This is a genomic window from Chitinophaga sp. CF118, assembly GCF_900112615.1.
Classification (GTDB): domain Bacteria; phylum Bacteroidota; class Bacteroidia; order Chitinophagales; family Chitinophagaceae; genus Chitinophaga.
This window is the reverse complement of sequence record NZ_FOMK01000011.1, coordinates 186,725-209,586: the sequence shown is the minus strand read 5'-3', so window position 1 is coordinate 209,586 and position 22,862 is coordinate 186,725. Positions and strand designations below refer to the sequence as shown.

The window sequence follows — 22,862 nt, the reverse complement described above, 5'->3', positions numbered from 1 at the left end:
CAAACAAAAGCGGCAACAAGCAAAAATAGCCTACCTGGAAAGGAAACTCCAACAGCTCAAAAAAGAGATTGCGTGAGATTAGTTATATGGAAGAGATATGCTTTATTTATGCTTCATACATACTTCGGCTATTATTTCAAACAGATATCATTGTATATCATCACTTTACATGAAAACATATTTCGTTGCTAACGAAAGCAAAGCTATTTATCAAGTAAAAAAGGGGATTGAGGATCACTTAAACGGGGTATCGATCCAAATAATAAGAAAATTCTGATAATTGCTAAGACGACAATGATCCCAAATAAAAACAGGCTGTATCATAATTACGATACAGCCTGATACTTTAAGAAACTATTATTGCTGATGTTGTTCTACATCCAGGGTAGTCATCCACCTTCTCCTATTGAACCAAAGGGCTTTTATTTAACCAGAATCCCATTATTTTCAATGATGCGATTGATAGTTTTCACAGAAGCGGCAGAGCGTAAGCCATCTTCCGGTGTATTCACTGCATAATCCATCAGTTTGGCGATAGTAGTAGTAGCCACATGCATACGGGTATCCGATGATGCATAATAGATATATACATTACCGTTATCATCGGCAATCCAGCCATTACTGAAAAGTACGTTGGATACATCTCCTACTCTTTCCTCTCCTTCCGGTGCCATGAAATAACCCGCGGGTTTGTGAATCACTTTGGTAACATCTGCCAGGTCTGTCACAAACATATATAATACATAACGCAAACCTGCAGCCGTATTACGCACGCCGTGGGCCAGATGTAACCAGCCTATGGATGTCTTGATCGGCGCAGGACCTAAACCGTTCTTTCCTTCATATACGGTATGATATACTTTAGGATTGATCACCTTTTCTTCATGAATTACTGCATTCTCCATATTATCTGCCAAACCGAAGCCAATACCACCACCATTGCCGGTACTGATAAAGCCATCCTGCGGACGGGTATAGAAAGCATATTTACCCTGTACAAATTCAGGATGTAACACCACATTCCGTTGTTGCGGAGAAGGTGTTTTCAGATCGGGCAATCGCTCCCACTGGAGCAGATCTTTTGTCCGCACAATACCACATTGTGCAACGGCGGCCGACTGATCACCGGGGGCAGCAGCGGGGTCCCGTCTTTCTGTACAAAAAAGACCGTATATCCAGCCATCTTCATGCTGTACCAAACGGATATCATATACATTCGTATCTGGTTCTGCTGTTTCAGGTAATTGCACCGGGACATCCCAGAAACGGAAATTATCAATACCATTATCACTTTCTGCTACTGCAAAGAATGACTTACGGTCTATCCCTTCCACCCTCGCTACCATTAAATATTTATCCTTGTATTTGATAGCTCCGGCGTTAAAAACACCATTAATTCCAAACCGTTCCATCAGGAAAGGATTGACAGATTCCCGCAGATCATACCGCCAGAATATAGGTGTATGTGCTGCCGTTAGTACAGGATACACATATCTGTCGTAAACACCGTTGCCCAACGGCTCCTTCCTGTTAGGTCTGGTTAACAGTTCTTCTAATGACTGTTCCAATGCTTCCAGTCGTTTTTTAAAACTCATATACTTACTTTTGTTGCCTCACGGCTGTTTAGATTTCTAATACCAGATACAGAATAATAATGGCAGCATTATAATTGGGAATACAAACTCAATGCTGCCGATTCTTTTTCAAACAATGTTTTATCGTGCTTATAAAATTCTATAAAGTCATTGGCGGATACCTGCCCGGCATATGGTACATAATAATGCATCCTTTTCATATACTCATTATACCCTGCATTACGCCATAACAGCACATAAGCAATCCTGTTATTCCCAATAGCTTCCAGTAGCGTCTTCGTCCACCAGTTAGCATATGGAATCTGCTCGTACCCTGTTTCTCCCAGGGCAGATATTTTATTCTTCTCTGTGGCTATACTATCCAGCAATGCAAGTTGTTTGCATGTATTTTTTACAAACCCATCGCTTTTTTGCGGATCATCATACTGGTAGGTATCAAGGCTGACTATGTCCACCATATCATCTCCAGGGTAGCGCAATAAGAACTCCTGTTTTGTAAATTCTCCCGCCGTATTATACACGTATAAAAGGTTATGCAGGTGTTTCTCCTGTTGCAGATAATAAATGGTGAATCTCCACAGGGTAATAAATTCCTGCTCGGAACACGCATTACGTCCCCACCAGAACCAGTTACCTGTCAGCTCATGAAAAGGGCGGAAAAGGATAGGAATAGGTTCTCCTTTGCGGCCTTTGAGTGACTGGATAAAAGTGGCTGCCTTATCGAGCCAGCCTTTGTATAATTCGTAGTTGATTCCACCGGGTAAAATGCTGGTAACAGTACCATGTGTAGTATCCCATGCCCCTTTAGGAGCTCCAGAAGGACTGACCATATGCCAGCTCAATGTGATAACGCCTCCTCTTTCATATCCCTGCTGTATATATTGCCGCATCTTTTTAAATGGCACACCATCAAGATCCACATCACGGTCCAATTCAATACCACTAAGATCCCAGCCATACAGCGCCGGATAATCGCCAGTCACCTCCTTCACATCACTGTTCCCTTCTTTATATTTCCAGTTAACACCATAAGCCAGATCGTCCTGATGCCCGAACAAAAATCCTTTTTCGGGCAATTTTTTCAGATGCCGGTACAGGTTTACAGTTTCTTTAGTAGCCTGCTTATCGGAAGGCAGCTCCTGTGCTGCTGCCGGAATACCGGCAGCAGTGAGTCCCAGGCCAATAATAATCCTATGAAAGGTTCTTATCATGCTTTTTCTTTTTAGAATAATCCGAGGTCGTCAATATAAATCAGGCTATTATTATTGCTGAATTCCTGAATAGTGATATTAGTGAGAGAGGAAGGACTTCCCAGTTGACTGAAAGGAATAGTATAATCCGTCCATGCCCCTTCTGATAAAGCCAGTAATACGCCAGTACCGGAAACCCCGTTAATGTATAGTTTTACCTGCATCCCTCTTGTACCACTGCCACCATATATAGAAACTTTGATACCCTGGTAACTGGTAACATCCAATGTACTCGCACATTGAAAACCACCATAACCACCGGTATACTGAACTTTGATAGAATTACTTCCTCTCTTCGCCTGTTCCGCACTACCAAGTGTCATATCAGAACTCCAGTTACCAAACCACCAGCTGGCATTAGCGGCATCATCATACAGCATATAACTGAATCCAAATGCATTGGCAGATTTCGTAGTGCCACCGGTAGCAGTTGTTACATAAATATATCCGGGCACAATGCTGGTGGGCACTGTTATCTGTATAGTCGTATCCGTGCTGGCAACGATGGTTGCTTCCAGGGTACCAATCTTTACACTTTGCAGATTCTGGAACCAGTTACCCGTGATAGTCACTGTTGCACCGGCATCACCAGTCCCAGGATCAAATGAAGAAATAATCGGAGCCGGTATCTGAACTGTGAAAGCGAAATCAGCCTGACCATATTTGGTGATCACGCTTACTTTACCGGTTACAGAATCTGCTATTGCTGCAGGTATCTGAACTGTAACTGTAGAGTCAGTAGCATAAAAATCAGTAGAAGCCACCGGGAGATTATTAAAGTATACTTTCTGTGCAGAAGCCAGGTGCGAACCTTTTATTTCCACCCATGCCGATAAGGCACCGGAAGTAATGCTGGTAGTACGATCGGTAGTGGTAGTAACAGCACTGATTAAAGGTGCACTGGTATCTACTGTTTCATCTTTTTTACAACTGGTAAAACAGAGTGTGATATAAAGCATCGCGAACAACCTTACAATAAGGTGATGACGGATGGAGATAAGTTGTTTCATTGAAAAAGATTTATGATCAACGATTGATGTTCATGCAATATATCCTGACCTTACCAGCCGGGATTGTTACTGGTGATAGCTGAATTGGCGCTTAATTCACTGGTAGGTATCGGTAACAACAGGTTTTTGTTTGTTCTTACCTTGGAGATGTTATTCTGTCCCAATGAAATTTTATTCATCACCTGTAAATAGATTCCCCAGCGTAACAGGTCGTATTTACGGATGTTTTCCAATGAGAATTCACGCCCACGTTCTTCCAGTACAAAACTGCGGAACTCATCCTGACTAAGACCGGTAGGCGCATTTGTTGCCTTAGATCTCTGCCGTACTTTATTCAAATACTGGTAAGCGTCTGCATCCGGACCAGCTACTTCATTTTCTGCTTCTGCATATAATAGCAGCACTTCAGAATAGCGCATCACAGGAAAAAAGGCATCGCTTGTAGTCACTTCAGGACTGCTAACATCGCTAAATTTGGTCACAAAAGCTTTGTCGTCTGTACCACCATTATTATAATAAGAATTACCAGCTGCATCGGTACTATATTTAGCCGACTTCCAGGAAGGATAATAGTAATTAGTACCTGCACTTACTGCACGATATGCAGTAAACTGATGTGTAACGCCATCAAGTACACGGGTATCAATATCTTCTTCATAATTTTTGTAATGATCGTTGGTCATCCATACCGCACCCAAACCAAAAGGATAAGAACCAGCTGTGAAATAAGCATGCAGATCATTAAGGAATGAAGAACCAGCCAGCGACTGTATTTCCCACATATGTTCTTTCTGGTTCCGGTTGGATTTAGACCATATATCAGCCCAGTTATCAAACAACGTATATTCGCCACTGTTTATCAGTTCCAGTGCTTTATCCCTGGCCAGTGTATAACATGCTTTACTATCTAATGAATCATATCCGGCCACAACATTTTTTGTATAAGGATAAAAAGCATTATCCTGACCACCACGAACTGTAATACTACCAGTTAACGCTCCGGAGCCCATAGTAGCATATACTTTGGCAAGGAACCCTTGTGCAACACCTTTATTTACACGGCCCGTTTCACCAGAACGGGAATCGCTCGCATAGAACAGATGAGACTCGGCACTTTTCAGATTACTGATAATCGTATCATATGTAGCCTTTACAGAAGACCGGGGAACATTCTGATTAGCATCTACAGACAGTGAATGCATGCGCAATGGCACTCCGCCGTATAGCTGTACCAGTTGGAAATAAGCCCAGCCGCGGAGAAAATAAGCTTCTCCCATCACCCTGCTTCTCAGATCGTCCGTAATATTTGATTTAATACCCGGTACTTTTTCCAGTACAGTATTCGCACGGGCAATGATCAGGTAAAGCCCGGCCCATGGACGATCTATCCCCCAGTAAGATTGTGGGTTACCCGCGCCCGCAGCACCCAAGTACCAGTCAGCTCCCGAAACATGATCATCGTCCAGGAGTGTGAGGTTCCAGAATGGCTGCAGGTACAGGTCATAGGTATAGAGTTCGCTATAAATACCATTCACGGCCACTTTGGCATCGTCGCCACTGGTATAAAAATCATCAGGTGAAATAAAGCTGTAAGCCTTTTCTTCCAGTGCTTTTTTGCAGGAAGTGGCAAAAAGTAACCCGGCAGCAGCTATCAATAAAAAGGAATATTTTATATGAAGTCGTTTCATTTTAATAAGTTTTGCGTGTTTAGAAATTAGCACGAACACTGAAAGTGTAAGTTCTTGATCCAGGGTAACCACCCAGGTCTACTCCAAACAAAGCCGGATTATCGCCAAACCCGTTCACTTCCGGGTCATATCCTGTATATTTTGTGAACGTGTAGAGGTTATTAACGGCCAGAGATACACGCAATGAAGAAACACCTGTTACCTTTACCGGAACATTGTACCCCAGGTTCACATTCTTGATCTTCACAAAACTACCATCCTCAATATATCTGCGGGAGAAATACATGGTACGCCAGAACTGGTGAATAGCTTTAGGCCATGCAGCATTACTGTTGTCTTTTCCTTCCTGCCATCTGTTATCCCACATAGACTGAGTAATATTTTTATAGTCTCCTATGTTACCAAAGAAACGGTAGTTCATATTGATCACATCATTTCCCTGCACACCACTTATAAATATGCTGAAATCCCAGTTTTTATAACGGAAATTATTGGTGATACCGAAAGTATATTTAGGATTTACATTACCAATAAAAGTACGGTCAGTTGTAGTGATACCAGGAGTTCCGTCAATGTCTTTGTATTTTATTTCTCCAACAGTACGTTTCACAATAGCATCAGACTGTGAACTATAAGCAGGATCGCTTCTTACTTCCGCTTCATTATCATAATAACCATCTTCTTTATATCCATACAATGCACCAATAGGATGACCTACTTTCTGAATAAAAGGCGCATCTCCCGTAGAGATATTATCTGCAAACTGTTCCTTCACATCTCCTCCCAGGCTCAGGATCTTATTTCTGTTGAATGCGATATTCGCACTCACATTCCACTCAAAGTTTTTTGTTTTTACCGGATTACCATCCAATGCCACTTCCAAACCTTTATTCTCTACAGAACCAGAGTTGCGTAAGGCTTTACCGAAGCCAGTAGAACTCGGTGTAACAATATACTGGAGCAGATCATTTGTTTTCTTCTTATATGCATCCACATGCAGATTGATTCTGGTGAACAGCCCTAAATCCAATCCCACGTTATAAGCAGCTGTAGTTTCCCACTTCAGTTTATCATTAGCAGGTCCCGCATAATAATCGTCTGCCAGGCCGGTTTGTACACTTCCACCTAATATATAGTTGTATACAGCCAGCTTGGATAAAGATGCATAGGAACCAATACCCTGGTTACCTGTTTGTCCATAGCTACCACGTAGTTTCAGATCACTGATTGCCGGTACGCTTTTAATAAAAGACTCATTCACCAGCTTCCATGCTAATGCTACAGAAGGGAAGTTTGCCCACTTATTATCTTTACCGAATTTGCTGGATCCGTCTCTACGGAAAGACGCCGTTAAAAGGTATCTGTCATCGTAGTTATAGTTAGCACGTATCAGACCAGATACCAGTGTGGCGCTATACCTGTTATTAACAGGAGTAACCTGTATCTCTCCTGCGTACAGGTTTTCATTCTTCATGAGATCATTCGGGAATGTTTTAGCCTGGATATTTTTAGTCTGTCCATCTGTGCGCTCATAAGTAGCACCAGCAACCACATTGATGGAATGTTTGTTCAGTTGTTTCATGTAGGTGAGCAAACTTTCAGACACTACACTACTCCAGATATCATCCGCTTTCAGTCCCCAGCCTTTTACGCTTTGTCCTTCATACACCGATCTTGGATAATATTGGTCACGTAAGTTATAGGCATAGTTAAAACCAATATTCTGACGGAATTTCAGGTCTTTTGTAATAGCTGCTTCTGCGTAGTTGGATGTAAAAATGTTGATGCTTGATACTTTATTCAGCACATCCCTCGTATATACATAAGGGTTTGTAATAAAAAATATACTGGAGAAAGCACCGGTAGCAGGATCTATCAATCCTTGTGTAGAAGGGAATGACAAAGCAGATCTTACCACACCGGCAGATACATCGTCAATTTTGGTAGTACCTGTTTTCACACCGTTCATAATAGAGCGGCTCAGCATGGTACTTGTACCCATTTTAATATGTTTACCCAGGTTCCTGTTTAGGTTCAGGTTAACACTATAACGCTTGAAATTAGAGTTGACAATTGTACCGTCCTGATCCAGATAATTGAATGACAGGCTATGATTACCCGCATCACTACCACCGGAAATACTTACTGAATAATTCTGGAAAAGTGCGTGGCGAAAGATTTGATCCTGCCAGTCAGTCCCAGTACCATAATCATCTGGTCCGGGAGCATAATAGGTAGAATCCGGGTAACCTGAAACAGGCATATTCTTACCCGGATAAGGAAGATCGTAGGTAGTACCTTCTATATCGTTCTCCTTCTGGAAAGATTCGTTCTGGTACAGCGCATAATTATGTGCATTCAGCACTTTTATTCTGCGAAACACTTCAGACATTCCAACATTGATATTTAACTCCACTTTATCTTTTCCTGTACGGCCCCTGCGGGTAGTGATCAGCACAACTCCATTCGCACCACGGGAACCATAGATAGCGGTAGCAGACGCATCTTTCAACACTTCAATAGATTCAATATCGCTTGGATTTACAAAAGACATTGCATTGATAGTTTGTTTCTCATCATCGCCGATAGATGCCGGTGTAGAACCGCTGCTGCTATTATTAAAAGGCACACCGTCTATTACATATAATGGTTCTGTACCACCCAGGAATGAGTTAGAACCCCTGATTCTGATGCTCAGTCCGGCGCCGGGCGCACCATCATTTTGTGTAACATTTACACCCGCCAGTTTACCCTGCAGTGCTTCCAGCGCATTCGTAGGCGTATTTCTGATCAGGTCTTCCCGGCCAATCTTTTGAACAGAGCCGGTGAGGTCGGATTTTTTCACAGTACCATAACCGATCACGACCAGATCATTTAACGCTGTAGACTGTAAACTTAAAGTGATATCAAAAGTGCTTTTTTTACCCAGTTGAACTTCCTGAGACTGCATGCCGACAAAGGAAATAACCAGCGCTTTACTGCCATCTGGGACATTCAGTGAGAAATTGCCATTAAAATCTGTACTGGTCGCCACTTTAAGGCCCTTCACCAGTACTGTCGCCCCCGGAAGCAGAGTTCCCTTCTCATCTTTTACAGTACCAGTCACCTTCCTTTCCTGCGAAAAGGCGGTCAGATGAAAGAATACACATAAAAGAATGATTGGGAACTCCCTTAGTAGATACTTATTCATAACGTGTGTACTTATTTACAACAAAGATGCTCTTATTTAGAACTCATAAATAATACTTTTTTATCATTAACAGGTATTAATTCTGTCAAATTAAAAATCAATGGCTTGAAACTACAGTATAGCATAGCCTTATATAACTATTGGCATTATATTCAATTAATACTTTATTACACCATTACTATACTTTAATTGCCAAAAACTGGATATCTTGCACCCGTATAATATTTTATTTATGGGGGGAAAGCTGTTAAGGGAAATAACACCACTTACACAAAATGATTGTTTTACGCTCTTTGCAAGAGAGAAAACGGTGTTCGATTTTCCATTACATTATCACGAAGAGTTTGAGTTGAACTTTATCCAGCATGCTACGGGAGCCAAACGTATCATAGGAGATCATATGGAGGAGATTAATGACCTGGAACTGGTATTGGTAGGTCCAAACCTGCAACACGGCTGGTTTACCAACAAACACCAGGGCGGTATCGTAAAAGAGATCACTGTACAATTTCACCGCGACCTGTTTGATGATAAATTCTTACAGCGTAACCAGATGAGCTTTATCCGGAGTTTGCTTGAACGCTCTTTGAGGGGAATCCTCTTTTCGCGGGAAACAATCACTTCTATTCTGCCCAGACTGGTATTATTGCCACAAAAACAGGGGTTTGATTCCGTACTGGAACTGATGTCTATACTACATGATCTTTCCATCTCCCGTAATATCCGCATATTATCAGACGCCAGTTTCCGTAATACGGAAACGTTATCCTATAACAGTCGACGGATTGAGAAGATCATGAAATATCTGAATGATAACTTCGATAAAAATGTAAGTCTGAGTGAGGCAGCGAAAATTGCGGCTATGACAAATGTATCTTTTAGCCGTTTCTTCAAGCTGAAAATCGGCAAAACATTTGTGGATACACTCATTGAGATACGTCTGGGACATGCATCCCGGATGCTGATAGAAACCACTCACGGCATTAATGAGATAGCCTATAAATGCGGGTTCAATAACATCTCGAACTTTAACCGCATCTTCAGAAAAAAGAAAGATTGTACACCGAAAGAGTTTCGACTGGCATATACTTCTTCTTCAGGGGTAAGAACGTTTGTATAACGTTCCTATCCCTCATGTTTTATTATTTTATCCTGATAACCATATTCTTCTCCCTCTGCAAGCTCACGACCATTATATACCCCATATTTCAATACTGTATAAACCATCCATATCACAAGGATTGGTGAAAGTGTGAACATCAGAAAACCCAACCATTGTGTACGTTCAATTTGCAGCAGGAAACAATAAACCACCAGGTAAATAGTCACCGTAATTACCGAAAAAGTGGAATTCCTAAGCATAAAAACAGATTTAGTTATTATCCCACAAAATATACGCCAACGGAGTATTTGTAATTATTTTCCGGAGTATCAATTTGTCCCAAAACTTGGTTTTTAAAGAAAATTTGTACATTTGCGTAACTGGTTACGTAAATAGATACTTATATGGAGTTTTTTGATCAAATAGGAAAAATGGCTATTGGCAGCCGGCTTCGTCTCCTTACAGATAAAATAACAACCGACGCTGCTGATATCTACAAGCTTTACGAAATCGACTTACAGCCGAAGTGGTTTCCTGTTTTTCATATTCTCTCGAATGGAAATTTCACAATTACTGAAATCGCCCAGCAAATCGGCCATTCGCATCCTTCTGTTAGTAAGATCGTTACTGAAATGGCTAAAAAGGGTCTGATAATTGAGAAAAAGGACAAACAAGACGGTCGTAAAAATGTGGTAAGCCTGTCTAAAAAAGGCAAGGAATTGACGGAGAAGATTAAAGATCAATATACTGATGTAACGAACGCTGTGGAGGCAATACTGAGTAGTGCAAAGCATGACCTCTGGAAGGCTATTGAAGAGTGGGAGTTCCTGTTGAATCAAAAAAGTTTGTACCGGTATGTAATAGAACAGAAAAAGCAGCGTGAAAGTGCACTGGTAAATATAGTGCCCTACGAGCCTATATATGCTGAAGCATTTAAAAAACTTAATGAAGAATGGATCTCTACTTTTTTTAAGATGGAGGAAGCGGATTATAAAGCACTGGATCATCCGAAGGAGTATATCCTTGATAAAGGCGGTGAAATTTTCGTGGCACTATACAATGAAGAGCCGGTTGGTGTTTGCGCGCTTGTCAAGATGAACGATCCCCTTTATGATTATGAACTGGCTAAAATGGCTGTTTCTCCAAAAGCACAAGGCAAAAATATCGGCTGGCTTTTGGGGCAGGCGATCATTGATAAAGCTAAAGCTCTGGGTGCAAAAACCATCTATCTGGAAAGTAACACTGACCTGAAAGCCGCCATAAATCTTTATCAGAAGTTAGGGTTTAAGAAAGTTATCGGCCGGGCAACTCCTTATGAAAGATGCAACATCCAAATGGAGTTAAGATTTTGAACAATGCTTTACTTTTAAACATCAAGAATATGAAAAATGTAGTAAAAAAGGAGAACGCTACTCCAAGACAGTTTCTGGGAGTTGATTTTGTAGTTCTTTCTATTGGGAAAGATTCCATGGTAACCAAGATGTTATATAAACCAACAGATTCTGTTCCTTTTCATAAACACCCCAACGAACAGAGTGGTTATGTTGTATCCGGCAAATACAAATTGAAATTCGGTGGAGAAGAATTTTTATTAACTCCGGGAGATTCCTATTCCATTCCTGCCAACGTTGAACATTCTATTGAAATTATAGAAGCAGGCGAGGTTGTAGATGTGTTTACTCCAATAAGGCAGGACTATCTATAGGTTTATCCATCAAAAAATTTGACCACCATGTATGAAGCAATAAAAGAGAGTTTTGTTAAACAAGGCTTGATGCAAACTTTGAATGCTCAATTGATAGAGGTGGAAAAAGGGCAGGTCAAAATCACTTGCGAATTTTCAGAAGCCCTGACACAACAACACGGCTTTTTTCATGCTGGCGTAGCGACAAGTATCGTAGATACCGCTTGTGGCTATGCAGCACTCACAATGATGCCTGATAATTCAGAAGTTCTTACTGTTGAATTCAAAATCAATTTTCTGAAACCTGCTCATACGCCAGCACTCATTGCTATAGGAAAAGTTTTGCAATCCGGCAAAACTCTGACAATTTGCGAAGGATATGTCTTTGATAAGAACGAAGAGAAATTAATAGCCAGGATGACAGCAACAATGATTGCAGTACATGCCTGACACACAAAAAAGGCTGGATCAGAAACGATCCAGCCTCTTGACATTTTGTTGGAACCCTTAGTTTGTGATCTGACCTTTAGTTAAAACCCTGTTGTTATTGTCAAAGCACCTAACAAAAGAATTATATAGAAGTACAGGTATTACCGGATAGTGTAGCTCCGGCACCATTTGATGCCGTTACCGTAGATTTAACGCTGGAAGCACTTAGTATTGAAATACTGTAAGGCGGCGTAAAGGCTGTAACGCCATTACCAGCTGTGTTTCCGGTTACACTTGTGAACGTATTACCTGTAACCTGAACTGCGGTAGAAGTTTTGGACATTAAATCAATTGGAGTCTTAACATTTTCAAAAACGTTCGACGCTATTAACAGATTCGCCTCAAAACCGGCTTGAATACAATAACTACTTGCCGTACTATTAAAGTAACTGTTCACTATATGTACTTTACCAAATCTTACCCGTGGCATTCTGGCTACGCAGCCCTGCGCCCACCAGCAACGTGCAAACGTAATACGGAGGTGACCTCTGTCGGCTGTTGCGCCATCACTTGACCCGATTAAATTTGAGAAACGATGATCATCGGAGCCGCCAGAACCACCCGCTTTTGGTGGTTTTAAGTACGCGAATTTGCAATAGGAAACCGTAATATAATCAGCCGTGTTTTTGATATCGAAGTTGCCGTCAACCCCATCTCTGAACTCGCAATGGTCTACCCATACATTATTACTGGCATCTATAGTTGCGTTATCCCAACCATCAACGTCATATGCACCTGGTCCTTCAAAAGTAAGATTACGAATAATAATATTATTACATCGTTTCACGTAGATAATACCGGAGTTATCCTTGGTTTGATCTGCCGAAACCAGTTTCGCACCAGATGAACCAAAGATTGTTTTTCCTGTTTGATCCTGGAAGGAAATTCTTCCTCCTGAAGGTATTGTAATGGTGCCATTTACCTGTATTACTTTCACACTGGTATTTTGTATGGCAGCCTTTAAGGTGGCATAAGTTGTGACAACGGTAGCAGTGGCTGTACCCCCACCTGTTGTTCCTCCGTTTTGAGATGCCCATCCCTGTGCAGAACAAGCCGCAGCAGCTGCTTGTGCAGCTCCCATTGTGAGAGGTTTTAAATCGGTGTTTTCCCCCTGGCTCTTCTTGCAACTTAAGGAAATACAAGCCATCGCTATAATTATGGCTAAAGAACTAAAATAGGTTGTTTTCATTTTAATGTTTTTTTCACGTTATGGAATTCAGTTAACTAATGGGGCTTTAACTAGGTATCAGATACTCGACAGTGCTAAGCAATTTTTCTTATTCAAAGTATAAAACATAAATTAGAAAAAAGCTAAATCTGCTAAAAATATTAACGCAATCGATCCCGGTTACAATTAGGCTTAATACAGAGGAATGGCAATAATCTGATATGGTAGTTTACTTCATTGCATTGTTCACAGTTTGACTGTCAACGAATTGCTCAAAACTTATAATTTTTCCATCCTTCAATTTCCAAACATGAGCAACTCTTGCCTCAAAATACCTGCCCGAGGCTTTGTAGGTACCCGTGTAAGTACCATAGGCAACAACCTTATTTTCACTAGCAACATAGTCTTCCGGCGTAAATTTATAATCTATCCATTCACTACCTAATCGGCTAAATACATTCCTGGTAATACTTTCCAAACCAATATAAGTACCTGCATATGGAAAACCCCTGGCTTCAGTCCAGGTAATATTTTCCGCTACATGCTCAGCAAGATTCTTACCATTCTCTTCTGAAGTTTTCCCCTCGTAAGTGCTCCTTACTATCTCTAAATTTGTCATTTTGTTTTTATTTAAAGAACAGCCCGACAAAGCTATAAGCGTTGCCAGGCTGAAGATGATTGTTGATTTTACCATTTCATTTCACCTGTGTTTACTTTTGCACCTATTTGCAGAGCAGTTTCAAAAGTAAGGGTTGGGTATTTTGATTTCAATGTAGCTATCAGAGTTTCTGATGTTTTATTGGTTTTCAATGCCTGTTCGTAGAATTGGATATAACTTTTTGTATGCCTGACTGTTGTCAAATCAAATGCTGTTTCAGATTTACCATGAGCGGGAACTACAATCGCTGGTTGAAGTGATTCAATTTTGTCCAAAACTGATATCCATTGTTCACGGGCTTTAACTGTTGCTGCATCTGCCATCCAAAGGTGGAAACTAGTTCCGAAAACGTTTATTCCACCTACTGCTGCTTTTATGGAAGGTATCCAAACAAAAGTTGTAGTTGGAAATTCTTCTAAGCCAATGATTTCTAATTTCTGCCCTTCTAAATCAATACTGTTTCCTTTTAAAACCTGTGGTAAAACGACGTTTGATGTGATGTTTTTGCCAAGCCTTTCACCCCAAACCTCTAATTTTTTCTGAGCAGTAGCTTTGATATGGTCTACAGTTGCTGGCGAGGCATAAGCAGTTACTTCCGGAAAATACTTCTTGAATACCTCTAACCCGAAATAAAAATCGGGGTCACCGTGAGAAACATAAATTGCGGTCAGCTTTTTACCTGTTTTTTTAATTTCTTGCGCTACTGTTTCAGCGTCCGCCAATGTAAATTGCGCATCAATTAATACCGCATCGGTTTTCCCAGATATGATGACTGAGGCTACGCCAAAACTATTTTCCGATGCGTTGTAAACCTGCAGTTTTAATTTGTCAGTTTCAATAACCTTGAAACTTTGTGCCTGAACATCCATTTTGAATAAGATTAAAGTTGTTAATAATGCTATTGAAAGGACATGTTTCATCTGTATTGTTTTAAATGATGACGCAAAGATGCTATCATCCAATGCATAAAAACATTGAACAAGTTCAATAAATGAAAATCACATTATTTTTTGCCAGCTATCTTTTTTCTTATTTTACTCAGGAACTCGTGGCTGATACCTAAGTAAGCAGCTATTTGAAGATTAGAAAGTCGTTGATAAATCTTAGGATATTTTTCTATAAAATCAAGATAGCGCTGATCGGCAGTTTTGCTCAGATTATCTATCATTCTTCTTTGGAGAGCAACATGCGTTTTTTGAGTCATTACCCTGAATAACTTCTCAATTTCAGGCAAATTTGCGTATGCAAACTCTTTATCTTTTTTTGAAATTAAAAGCACCTCGCTATCTTCAAGCGCTTCAATAAAAAGTTGGGATGGTAAACCATTAGTAAAGCTATCAATATCAGTGATCCACCAATTTTCTATGGCAAAATAAAGTATTTGCTCAGCACCGCTTTTGTCAATATGATACACACGAAAGAGTCCTTTGGTAACAAAACCTTCAAACTTGCATATTTCACCCTCTTTTAATAAAAAACTCTTTTTCTTAATTAACTTCTGTTGGAATAAATTACAAAACACTTCTGTTGCTTTTTCAGAAAGAGAAATATGTTTGGCAATATTTTGTTTGAGAAGTTCTGTCATATTGTGAGGTCTATCAAAATTCCCACTAATATACCTTGTTTCCGTTAATTCGTATCTATCAAGTTCTTTTGTGTTTGTTTTCGTTTCAAAGAAGTTAAGTAAGATACCACGGTCGCAATTAGGTTAAGAACCTCACATTGGAGTATGCTTTTGGACTTAAGATTAGAGCAGGAATGAATTAGCCACAATATTTGCATGTGGCATCCTATAGAAAATGATACAAGAAATTGCAGCTTACATTTGTCTGCTTAGAGAAGATTCTTTTTATAGGAATAATAAAATAAAAGCTGGTCTAAAAAGGCCAGCCTTAAAGTTCTTTTAACTTTTTCCAAGAGGGCTTCTTTTTCAACATAGAATACACCCTCTTTTATTCGCAACCTGATGGAGACAGGTGTTGCTCAACCAATTCGGCATACTACATCCGTACAGGTGATCACACTGCATTCAACACCACAAGACACCTGACAAGTAGAGGCGTTGCTTGCAGCCGGTGTATCTGATGCTAATCTCACGTTATTAAGTCTGGAAATTTTAATGGGATTTAACTGTAGTTTTTTCTGTGCTTTTAACTTCTTCATAAGTGATAATATTTAAAATTATCCACCCTTGTCTTTAGCTGGGGGCAATGCCATAGGGTAGTTGTTCAGCATTTTTACCTTATAAGGTTAACGAACTTTATTTATGTTATTGAAATTAATAAAAATTATGTTAACGACGCCTCAGTCTTCAATGTTTTTTTTGTGAATAGGAGTTGTAGTTCGGGCTATAATGGCCCTCGGCGCCCAAAAAAACAGGACAAGAGGAAGAATTCCGTCTTGTCCTGTCTAGTGAACCGGACTGGGGAGTTTTCAAACCAACTAAAGCTGAGTGTGAAACAAGTATATGCGTTTAATCAATTGATAATGACTAAATTGCGTAAATAGAAGATATCTAAGTAGTTAGTTGATCACCAACCTGATAATTGAATAAACAACGCAATAAGCTTAAGTTATAGAATCATTATTATACTCCAAAAAAAATAAAGTTTATGATAGTGTTATCAAAACTAACCATCATCAAAATCATACATACAGTAATTTGGTTTTTTTTTAATGTTGTAATATTCTACTTATTTTACGCTGTTATCTCCAATAAAATTGACAAATTAGTTTGGATTGGTGTTGGTATTATCCTGATAGAAGGATGCATTTTACTTATCTTCAAAAACAAATGCCCTCTTACAATAATTGCGCGCAGATATTCCAATTCTACCAAAGACAACTTTGATATTTTTTTGCCCAACTGGTTAGCAAAGTATAACAAACTTATTTATACAATTATTTTTATACTCATCGTTATCCTGCTTATTTATAGAATAACAAACCGATAATTATGAAAATAGAAACACCACGAAATATTCTTCTCTTTTTATTATTATTTCTTGGAATAGGAGCGATCACAGGCGGTGGATCTTTGATTATTTCACCCTCCGGAAAATTGTTGCGAATACCTTTGTCGATGTTAGAAAAATCTCCCTTCATGTTAATTACTCTTTCAATACTTATTATTTTCATAATGGTGCTCATTATAGGGGAAATAAATTTGTCTCTCCGGTTTGACAAAGAGGTAAAGGAACTTTTTTCTCAATCGAAGAGTATTTCCAACGAAACATTCAGTTATAAACAATTATCTAATTTGCCTGAACCGGTACAACGCTATTTCAGGCATGTATTAAAAGAGGGACAACTTTATATAAATTATGCGAGGCTTACACATGATGGACTATTTAAAACCGGCCTGGATAAAAAATGGCTGAGCATAAAAGGGGAACAATATTTCACTACCGAAAATCCCGGCTTTATATGGAAGGGTAAAACTACTATGTTTACTGCCCGTGACATGTATATTGCAGGCAAAGGAAGACTTGTTGTTTCACTTTTTTCCCTATTTAATATTGTAAATGGACAAGGAGAGAAATTTAATCAGGGAGAGTTGCTTCGATGGCTTGCCGAAAGTGTTTGGTTTCCAACCAACTTATTACCCAGTCAAAAATTACAATGGACAACAATTGACAATCATACTGCAAAATTAACTTTCAAATACAATGGGCTATCAATATTTTACATAACTACTTTTAATGATACAGGAGAAATAATAGAGATCGAAACAAAACGATTTATGGGAAATGGAAATATGGAAACCTGGATTGGTAAATTAACTAATTACAAGGATTTGAACGGAATAAAAGTGCCAACTATTATTGAGGCTCTATGGAAATTAGAAGAAGGCGACTTCAGTTATGCCAGGTTTAATCTGAAAATGATAGAGTATAACAAACCGGAAAAATTCTGATATTCTCTGTGATAGATTTCTATGAAATGCATCGGGATTTCAGAAAAAGGTGCGATTACTCGCACCTTTCGTGAACCGGATTGGAGAGTTTTCAAACCAGTTAAGGGAAGACATGCGACTGTTTCACACGATTAAACGTGTGATTTAAACCCACTTATTATAATTCCCTGAGAAAATCAGTTGGAGGAACAGAACTATGTTGAGAAAGTGGTGGAACTATTAAAAGAGTGTGCTCAAAATTATTATTGTATCAGACGATAGTAAGTAATAAAACAAAAATAAGCGGCATGATTTCGGATTGTACCGGAATCATGCCGCTTAATAAATCATAAACGTCTTAGTATATCTATTAGTATATACCTGAATTATTTATCATCTCTGAATAAAGATTACCATTCGATGCATCGCTGAATTCAAATCGTCTTGGAGTTTGATCGGTCAGCAGTGCGATGTTATATATCACTTCCGGCGTGGAAGGAACGGTTGTGTTTTGCAGATGCAATTTGGTGTTATTATCTGTTAACGTCCATACGCCATATGTATACACCGAGGTGGTAGTGCCGGTTATCTGCGTATAAGTACCATCCGCTGCAAATCTATAGTAAAAGCCGAATTTGCTGGAACTGGCAGGTAATGCAGTCACCGGAGAAATTCTGTTCTCTCTGTAAGCCAGCGTGCATGGAACAGTAAGATAATTCTCGTAATAGTTTTTATACTTCCAGCCTCCGGCAGTTAACATAGCTGCTGTTGTGCTGGTACTATTGTTGCCGGGCACATTAGTAGAAGAATAAAACACAGAATAGCTGTTGGAGATTTCGTCGTACACCGTCAGATTATAAGAATCTACAACCTGCAGATCAAAAGTATGCTTAAGATTAGCAATGGTAGTAGAGGTCATGCTTACCACATGAAGTCCGCTGGTTGTTGTCAAACTCCATGTGCCCTGATCTACCACCGTTGTGCCGGCAGCATTTTTTACAGTATAGGTGCCTGTCTGGCTTAAAGTACCCGACTGTGTGAAGTTGAGTTGGGATTGTAAATTTGCAACCGTACTATTACTGGAACGGTTATACTTAAATACGACAGATGGTGTTCCGCTACTGTAACTGTTAAACTGCTCAAATAACACCCAGGTCTTGGCTGCTAAGAAAGTGGCGGCAGTTGCACCACTTACGGGTACACCATCTCCTTCAGCAGGTTTTACTACAATGGCTAATGATCTGTCAAATTTTAAAAGTGTAGTTTCTTGCTTTGAGCAGGAGGCTAATAGTACTAAGAGAGCAGATGCTGCTAAATTGGTTAACTTCATTGGTTAATGTGAGTTAAAAATGACTAAACGGTATATCAGAATAAAAATATCAATATTTATGGAATAAAAATATTTAAACAAATGCAATAAAATTGTTGATTTCGCGTGTATTCGCTCATGATAATAAGGTGTTATTATGCTGGTATTATTGCGCTGATTTCGCTGGCAAATTTTAAATGCTTCGTCTTAATTTGGACTGAGTCCTGTTTGTTTTTTTTGATAGTCTTTCGGTTCTTTGCCTCGCCAATTAAATAAATGTGTATAAGTTCGATAGCGGTTTTCCTGTTTCCTGTAATGAAAATAGCATCAAAAGTCCATCCATCAGCGCGGCAAGTGTTTGTGCTTTTTTTGTATTAATCAGTATACGAATTACCTGTATTTTTCTTTTGTAATAGGCTTTCCATCATGAACGTATTGAAGTAATGTTGCATGATCACTGTTTTTGTCATCTTCAATCAATTCATCCAGCAATGGTTCAGTCGTGTCAAAGTCTGCCCTCAATCCCTCTATCTTACCTGTACTGATCAGCAGCCCCTGCACATCTCCGCCAAACTTAAAATACTGGTCTTCTGAAAAAATGGTAGTAGCTGTTGTATTTCCTTCTACAGTTAGTTGCCCCTGGTTTAAAAAGCTATAGATGGTTTGTTCCACCATCAGGTTGCCTTTGATATAAAATTCGCCTCCACCTTTACTGATGCTTTTAGCTTGCAGATCTCCCATAACAAATAGTGTCTCTCCATAGTCCATTTCACATTCCAGCAATCCCCCTGTTATAGTTAGGTTTCCGTCAACAATAATTCCATAGGTATTGATAGCCCTGCAAAGTGTATTCAAGTCAACAAATCCTTCCATTACTACATTGCCTTCCAGCAATATGTACCTATATTCATCTCCCCAGAAAGTATCAATATAATCTGCCAACTGAAAACGTTCTTCTGCTTCTTTCTCCGTGATTGTAGTATAGGTGTATTGTGTTAGCCATGCATCAAAGGAGACTTTAAATGCATCCTGCGCATTTTGTATTATGGGTAGTGGGTTATCGATGGCACTGATGTTAAATTGTTCATTTACCCAATTTCTATAAGATGATGCATAAAGGCTTCCCGAATCTTTATACGATACGCCATTGTAAGAGACTGCAATTCGTTTGTCACAGGTCAGCAATTGCAATAATTCAACAATATGCTGAGCCATAACATAAACGCCACCTTCGTCTCCAAATACCACAACTGGCATTTCATTAACCGGTTTATTGTTACCATCATCCCAGCAGGCATACACTGCGCCATACTCATTGGCGTTTGCAAATGGTATCAGCCTCTTTAGAAAATCGTTTTCCTTTGACCAGCCAGCAATAATTGCTCCGCCCTTAATGGAAAGACTAAACCCTTTCGAATACATATAACGTCCATACTGTTGTTCAAATGTCAGCAGCATGGATAATTCATAAGGTACCTGTTTGTCTGGAAAGATCTGGGAAAATTCCTCTATTGTCATTGTTCAAAGATGATATTTTAATGTAATGAACATCATTATCATCCTACTACAAATGAGCTACACCGGTAGTTAATGGTATAAAAAAGAGGTCATCATAATTGATGACCTCTTTTTTTGTGAACCGGATTGGAATTTCTTCAAACTTGTTGAAAGAAGATTTGAGCCAATTATACAAGATTAAATCTTTTATTTTTTTAAATATTGCCTGATTGCTTTTGTATATTTTTAGGCAAGATATTTAATTAAGAAGTAGGGATGACCACCCTTACTATTTAAGCTCCAAACAAGATACGTTTGGAAGCTCCCAACGCCCTAAAGAGAGAGCACAGTCTGGCCAGGATCTTTGGTCGCAGATCGACATAAGCGCGGGATGGAAGGATACGTTGGAATCCGTTTGCAGGTGGCCAGGCCCCTCAGGCACTGAATTGTCGCAGGTGATGATCCGTATGCCGGTAAACGAACTGACCGATCTCCTCACGGGTCATCTTGCCAAAGAACCAGTGCACAAAATGGTCGACGGGCAAATTGTCGTATTGCATGATCAGGGCGATCCACTTCTCCTTTTCTTCTTCCAGCGATCCAACATTACCATCTACCAAGAATGCCGCCGGCGTGGGGGAATTCTTTCTCAGTCCAGGCTGCTCATCTTTCAACAGTCCTTTCAGCGCTAATTTGCCGATAACCCGTCCGAGGATTGATCGTTTTAAGTCAAACTTGCCCTGGTAGTATGCTTCACAAAGCGCGCAATGGCGGGCCATCTGTGCCACCGTCATCTTTCCCCACAAAGGCTGGCTGTTTGGATTGAGCGACCGGATCCGGGCGATGATCGCTTCTTTTACTTTTTTGTCAAATATCGTTGGCATCGCGTTTATTTTGGAAGTTCCGTTAAAGAGAACCAGTTTCCGGAATCATCGGCAAAAAGGGCTTCATAGCCATAGAATTCTTTGGTCGGCGGCTTTTTGAAGACGACGCCTTTTTCTTTTAGCTCCTCATACGTGGCAAGGATATCCTTACAACCAAGCACGGCTGGCCCGAAACGCCCCCCCTTTATCAGCTGGGTCATCGCTTTGACGGCATCCTTGTCGAATATTCCTCCTTCCGTTACCGGGAACAGGGTGATCTCCAGGTCGGGTTGTTCGGGTGGTGTAACGGTAAGCCAGCGGGTACCTTTACCCATCGGGACATCCGTGTGTACCTTAAAGCAGAGTTTGTTCACATAGAAGTCGTAGGCGCTGGCCTGATCGAGGACATAGACGCACATGTGTGTTACTTTTATTATCATTTGCGGAAGATTTCGAGGACAAAAATGATCTTTTACCGTGAGTTCGGCCTCTCCGAAATTGCTATTTTTAGGTTGATGCACCACTACTTTGATACATCCGATTCCTTTCCCTCAATAAATCCATGCGATTGAGCAAAACAATTGGGGATGGCTACAAGTGGATTGGCCGATATTTTCTCCGTTCGCAGCCGGTGGCGGGTCTGGAAGTCAGAGGGTGGCATCCCGACAATCTTTTTGAAGGCGGCGGTAAAGGAGGTAGGGCTGTCATAACCAACGAGGATGCTGACCTCGAGAATAGACTTGTCTGTTTTCAGCAGCTGCCTGGCGTACTCGATCCGGATGCCGGCCAGGTAGTGATGCGGCGTTTTGCCATAGGCGGCCTTGAATAGTCTTATAAAGTGGTATTTTGAAAAACAGGCTTCCTCGGAGCTATGGACAAGATCGATGTTTTCGGCATAGTGATTATCCATGAACAGCTTGGCCTGAACTATGCGCTTGTAGAGATACATTTTTTTATACTGTTCCATATATTGGCACCAACTGGTTAAAGTTAGTGCTTTATATATTGTCCGTCAACCAGAGAAGTTGGAAAGAAGTGTGTGGAATATTTCCGTGGAAGAAGCGGTTCCAATAAGCACAAGCGAGACGGATGTTCAATGCGTTTCAAGGGTTTACCAATTGAATAAACTATTGGTTTGAAATATTCTGGTGTGGGCGCCAGATTGGATTCAAACCAGAAACCTTCCCGACCTTGGTCGGGATGCTCTATTCAATTAAGCTACTTGCATAAAAAAAGCTCCACATTTTTGTGAAGCTTCTTTGTGAACCGGATTGGACAGCTTTCAAACCGGTTAAGGGAGGATCTGAAGCTGTGCATCTCTATTAAGCATTTGATTTATAATTAATTGTAGCAATCCCTTGAGGAGAAAAGTCATCCAGAGGAGCTGTCAACAAGCGAGGATCATTTACCGTAAGTTGTTTGTACTTTTGATGAACATATGATTGCAACCAGTATTTCAATGAA

Annotated in this window: 21 protein-coding genes; 6 read left to right on the top strand and 15 right to left on the bottom strand. The window is 40.1% G+C overall.

Annotated features, from left to right (window positions below; genetic code table 11):
• The coding region (locus BM176_RS32800) for a hypothetical protein (protein ID WP_218162298.1) at window positions 1–192 on the top strand (192 nt) is incomplete at its 5' end.
• 230 nt (window positions 193–422) lie between these two features.
• On the opposite strand, the gene BM176_RS28460 is transcribed toward BM176_RS32800, so the two are convergent.
• The 5 genes from BM176_RS28460 to BM176_RS28440 all read right to left on the bottom strand — a co-directional run bounded on the left by BM176_RS28460 (window position 423) and on the right by BM176_RS28440 (window position 8,733).
• A complete protein-coding gene (locus BM176_RS28460) occupies window positions 423–1,595 on the bottom strand; it encodes a glycoside hydrolase family 130 protein (protein WP_090107794.1) in 1,173 nt (390 codons plus the stop codon).
• A 68-nt stretch (window positions 1,596–1,663) separates the two neighbouring features.
• Window positions 1,664–2,806 (bottom strand): glycoside hydrolase family 26 protein, encoded by a 1,143-nt coding sequence (locus tag BM176_RS28455; protein WP_090107793.1) that lies wholly within the window; start codon window positions 2,804–2,806, stop codon window positions 1,664–1,666.
• Between the two features lie 11 nt (window positions 2,807–2,817).
• Window positions 2,818–3,855: an IPT/TIG domain-containing protein gene (locus BM176_RS28450; RefSeq protein ID WP_090107792.1), complete on the bottom strand. Its 1,038-nt coding sequence runs from the start codon at window positions 3,853–3,855 to the stop codon at window positions 2,818–2,820.
• A gap of 50 nt (window positions 3,856–3,905) precedes the next feature.
• Window positions 3,906–5,543, bottom strand: coding sequence for a RagB/SusD family nutrient uptake outer membrane protein (locus BM176_RS28445; RefSeq protein WP_090107791.1), 1,638 nt, complete (start codon window positions 5,541–5,543; stop codon window positions 3,906–3,908).
• 19 nt (window positions 5,544–5,562) lie between these two features.
• Complete coding sequence (locus BM176_RS28440) at window positions 5,563–8,733, bottom strand: SusC/RagA family TonB-linked outer membrane protein (RefSeq protein ID WP_090107790.1); 3,171 nt, start codon at window positions 8,731–8,733, stop codon at window positions 5,563–5,565.
• A 232-nt stretch (window positions 8,734–8,965) separates the two neighbouring features.
• Here BM176_RS28440 and BM176_RS28435 point away from each other — a divergent pair, with 232 nt between their 5' ends.
• Window positions 8,966–9,853 carry a helix-turn-helix domain-containing protein gene (locus BM176_RS28435; RefSeq protein WP_090107789.1) on the top strand — a complete coding sequence of 296 codons (888 nt, stop codon included), beginning with the start codon at window positions 8,966–8,968 and terminating at the stop codon, window positions 9,851–9,853.
• A gap of 5 nt (window positions 9,854–9,858) precedes the next feature.
• Here BM176_RS28435 and BM176_RS28430 read toward each other — a convergent pair whose 3' ends face one another.
• Window positions 9,859–10,095: a hypothetical protein gene (locus BM176_RS28430; protein WP_090107788.1), complete on the bottom strand. Its 237-nt coding sequence runs from the start codon at window positions 10,093–10,095 to the stop codon at window positions 9,859–9,861.
• A gap of 144 nt (window positions 10,096–10,239) precedes the next feature.
• Between BM176_RS28430 and BM176_RS28425 the strand changes: the two genes are divergently transcribed.
• The 3 genes from BM176_RS28425 to BM176_RS28415 are packed head-to-tail and all read left to right on the top strand — an operon-like array spanning window position 10,240 to window position 11,969.
• Window positions 10,240–11,187 carry a bifunctional helix-turn-helix transcriptional regulator/GNAT family N-acetyltransferase gene (locus tag BM176_RS28425; protein ID WP_090107787.1) on the top strand — a complete coding sequence of 316 codons (948 nt, stop codon included), beginning with the start codon at window positions 10,240–10,242 and terminating at the stop codon, window positions 11,185–11,187.
• A gap of 29 nt (window positions 11,188–11,216) precedes the next feature.
• Complete coding sequence (locus BM176_RS28420; RefSeq protein ID WP_090107786.1) at window positions 11,217–11,540, top strand: cupin domain-containing protein; 324 nt, start codon at window positions 11,217–11,219, stop codon at window positions 11,538–11,540.
• Window positions 11,541–11,567: 27 nt separating this feature from the next.
• Window positions 11,568–11,969: a PaaI family thioesterase gene (locus BM176_RS28415; RefSeq protein WP_090107785.1), complete on the top strand. Its 402-nt coding sequence runs from the start codon at window positions 11,568–11,570 to the stop codon at window positions 11,967–11,969.
• Between the two features lie 121 nt (window positions 11,970–12,090).
• Here the strand turns inward: BM176_RS28415 and BM176_RS28410 are convergent, their stop codons facing one another.
• The 4 genes from BM176_RS28410 to BM176_RS28395 all read right to left on the bottom strand — a co-directional run bounded on the left by BM176_RS28410 (window position 12,091) and on the right by BM176_RS28395 (window position 15,419).
• The gene (locus BM176_RS28410) at window positions 12,091–13,197 is read right to left on the bottom strand and encodes a pectate lyase family protein (RefSeq protein ID WP_090107784.1); all 1,107 of its coding nucleotides are present in this window, start codon (window positions 13,195–13,197) and stop codon (window positions 12,091–12,093) included.
• A 208-nt stretch (window positions 13,198–13,405) separates the two neighbouring features.
• On the bottom strand, window positions 13,406–13,795 hold the full coding sequence (locus tag BM176_RS28405; RefSeq protein WP_090107803.1) for a nuclear transport factor 2 family protein: 390 nt from the start codon (window positions 13,793–13,795) through the stop codon (window positions 13,406–13,408).
• A 68-nt stretch (window positions 13,796–13,863) separates the two neighbouring features.
• Window positions 13,864–14,754, bottom strand: coding sequence for an MBL fold metallo-hydrolase (locus BM176_RS28400; RefSeq protein WP_090107783.1), 891 nt, complete (start codon window positions 14,752–14,754; stop codon window positions 13,864–13,866).
• Between the two features lie 83 nt (window positions 14,755–14,837).
• Window positions 14,838–15,419 carry a Crp/Fnr family transcriptional regulator gene (locus BM176_RS28395; RefSeq protein WP_090107782.1) on the bottom strand — a complete coding sequence of 194 codons (582 nt, stop codon included), beginning with the start codon at window positions 15,417–15,419 and terminating at the stop codon, window positions 14,838–14,840.
• A 1,371-nt stretch (window positions 15,420–16,790) separates the two neighbouring features.
• Between BM176_RS28395 and BM176_RS28385 the strand changes: the two genes are divergently transcribed.
• The gene (locus BM176_RS28385; RefSeq protein WP_218162297.1) at window positions 16,791–17,750 is read left to right on the top strand and encodes a DUF6544 family protein; all 960 of its coding nucleotides are present in this window, start codon (window positions 16,791–16,793) and stop codon (window positions 17,748–17,750) included.
• 349 nt (window positions 17,751–18,099) lie between these two features.
• On the opposite strand, the gene BM176_RS28380 is transcribed toward BM176_RS28385, so the two are convergent.
• From BM176_RS28380 to BM176_RS28360, 5 genes are all read right to left on the bottom strand, one after another.
• A complete protein-coding gene (locus BM176_RS28380; protein WP_090107779.1) occupies window positions 18,100–19,059 on the bottom strand; it encodes a hypothetical protein in 960 nt (319 codons plus the stop codon).
• Between the two features lie 369 nt (window positions 19,060–19,428).
• A complete protein-coding gene (locus tag BM176_RS28375) occupies window positions 19,429–20,556 on the bottom strand; it encodes a hypothetical protein (RefSeq protein ID WP_090107778.1) in 1,128 nt (375 codons plus the stop codon).
• Between the two features lie 413 nt (window positions 20,557–20,969).
• Window positions 20,970–21,419: a DUF1569 domain-containing protein gene (locus BM176_RS28370; protein ID WP_090107777.1), complete on the bottom strand. Its 450-nt coding sequence runs from the start codon at window positions 21,417–21,419 to the stop codon at window positions 20,970–20,972.
• A gap of 5 nt (window positions 21,420–21,424) precedes the next feature.
• Complete coding sequence (locus tag BM176_RS28365) at window positions 21,425–21,817, bottom strand: VOC family protein (RefSeq protein ID WP_255373602.1); 393 nt, start codon at window positions 21,815–21,817, stop codon at window positions 21,425–21,427.
• 104 nt (window positions 21,818–21,921) lie between these two features.
• Window positions 21,922–22,365 carry a helix-turn-helix domain-containing protein gene (locus BM176_RS28360; RefSeq protein WP_090107776.1) on the bottom strand — a complete coding sequence of 148 codons (444 nt, stop codon included), beginning with the start codon at window positions 22,363–22,365 and terminating at the stop codon, window positions 21,922–21,924.
• Between the last annotated feature and the right edge of the window lie 497 nt (window positions 22,366–22,862).

Bases quoted from the DNA above. Each gene is read 5' to 3' on its own strand.
- BM176_RS28440 (WP_090107790.1), bottom strand. From the start codon at position 8,733: ATGAATAAGTATCTACTAAGGGAGTTCCCAATCATTCTTTTATGTGTA.
- BM176_RS28455 (WP_090107793.1), bottom strand. From the start codon at position 2,806: ATGATAAGAACCTTTCATAGGATTATTATTGGCCTGGGACTCACTGCT.
- BM176_RS28425 (WP_090107787.1), top strand. From the start codon at position 10,240: ATGGAGTTTTTTGATCAAATAGGAAAAATGGCTATTGGCAGCCGGCTT.
- BM176_RS28445 (WP_090107791.1), bottom strand. From the start codon at position 5,543: ATGAAACGACTTCATATAAAATATTCCTTTTTATTGATAGCTGCTGCC.
- BM176_RS28370 (WP_090107777.1), bottom strand. From the start codon at position 21,419: ATGCCAACGATATTTGACAAAAAAGTAAAAGAAGCGATCATCGCCCGG.
- BM176_RS28400 (WP_090107783.1), bottom strand. From the start codon at position 14,754: ATGAAACATGTCCTTTCAATAGCATTATTAACAACTTTAATCTTATTC.
- BM176_RS28450 (WP_090107792.1), bottom strand. From the start codon at position 3,855: ATGAAACAACTTATCTCCATCCGTCATCACCTTATTGTAAGGTTGTTC.
- BM176_RS28430 (WP_090107788.1), bottom strand. From the start codon at position 10,095: ATGCTTAGGAATTCCACTTTTTCGGTAATTACGGTGACTATTTACCTG.
- BM176_RS28385 (WP_218162297.1), top strand. From the start codon at position 16,791: ATGAAAATAGAAACACCACGAAATATTCTTCTCTTTTTATTATTATTT.
- BM176_RS28415 (WP_090107785.1), top strand. From the start codon at position 11,568: ATGTATGAAGCAATAAAAGAGAGTTTTGTTAAACAAGGCTTGATGCAA.
- BM176_RS28395 (WP_090107782.1), bottom strand. From the start codon at position 15,419: ATGACAGAACTTCTCAAACAAAATATTGCCAAACATATTTCTCTTTCT.
- BM176_RS28360 (WP_090107776.1), bottom strand. From the start codon at position 22,365: ATGGAACAGTATAAAAAAATGTATCTCTACAAGCGCATAGTTCAGGCC.
- BM176_RS28365 (WP_255373602.1), bottom strand. From the start codon at position 21,817: ATGTGCGTCTATGTCCTCGATCAGGCCAGCGCCTACGACTTCTATGTG.
- BM176_RS28405 (WP_090107803.1), bottom strand. From the start codon at position 13,795: ATGACAAATTTAGAGATAGTAAGGAGCACTTACGAGGGGAAAACTTCA.
- BM176_RS28460 (WP_090107794.1), bottom strand. From the start codon at position 1,595: ATGAGTTTTAAAAAACGACTGGAAGCATTGGAACAGTCATTAGAAGAA.
- BM176_RS28410 (WP_090107784.1), bottom strand. From the start codon at position 13,197: ATGAAAACAACCTATTTTAGTTCTTTAGCCATAATTATAGCGATGGCT.
- BM176_RS28375 (WP_090107778.1), bottom strand. From the start codon at position 20,556: ATGACAATAGAGGAATTTTCCCAGATCTTTCCAGACAAACAGGTACCT.
- BM176_RS28380 (WP_090107779.1), bottom strand. From the start codon at position 19,059: ATGAAGTTAACCAATTTAGCAGCATCTGCTCTCTTAGTACTATTAGCC.
- BM176_RS28435 (WP_090107789.1), top strand. From the start codon at position 8,966: ATGGGGGGAAAGCTGTTAAGGGAAATAACACCACTTACACAAAATGAT.
- BM176_RS28420 (WP_090107786.1), top strand. From the start codon at position 11,217: ATGAAAAATGTAGTAAAAAAGGAGAACGCTACTCCAAGACAGTTTCTG.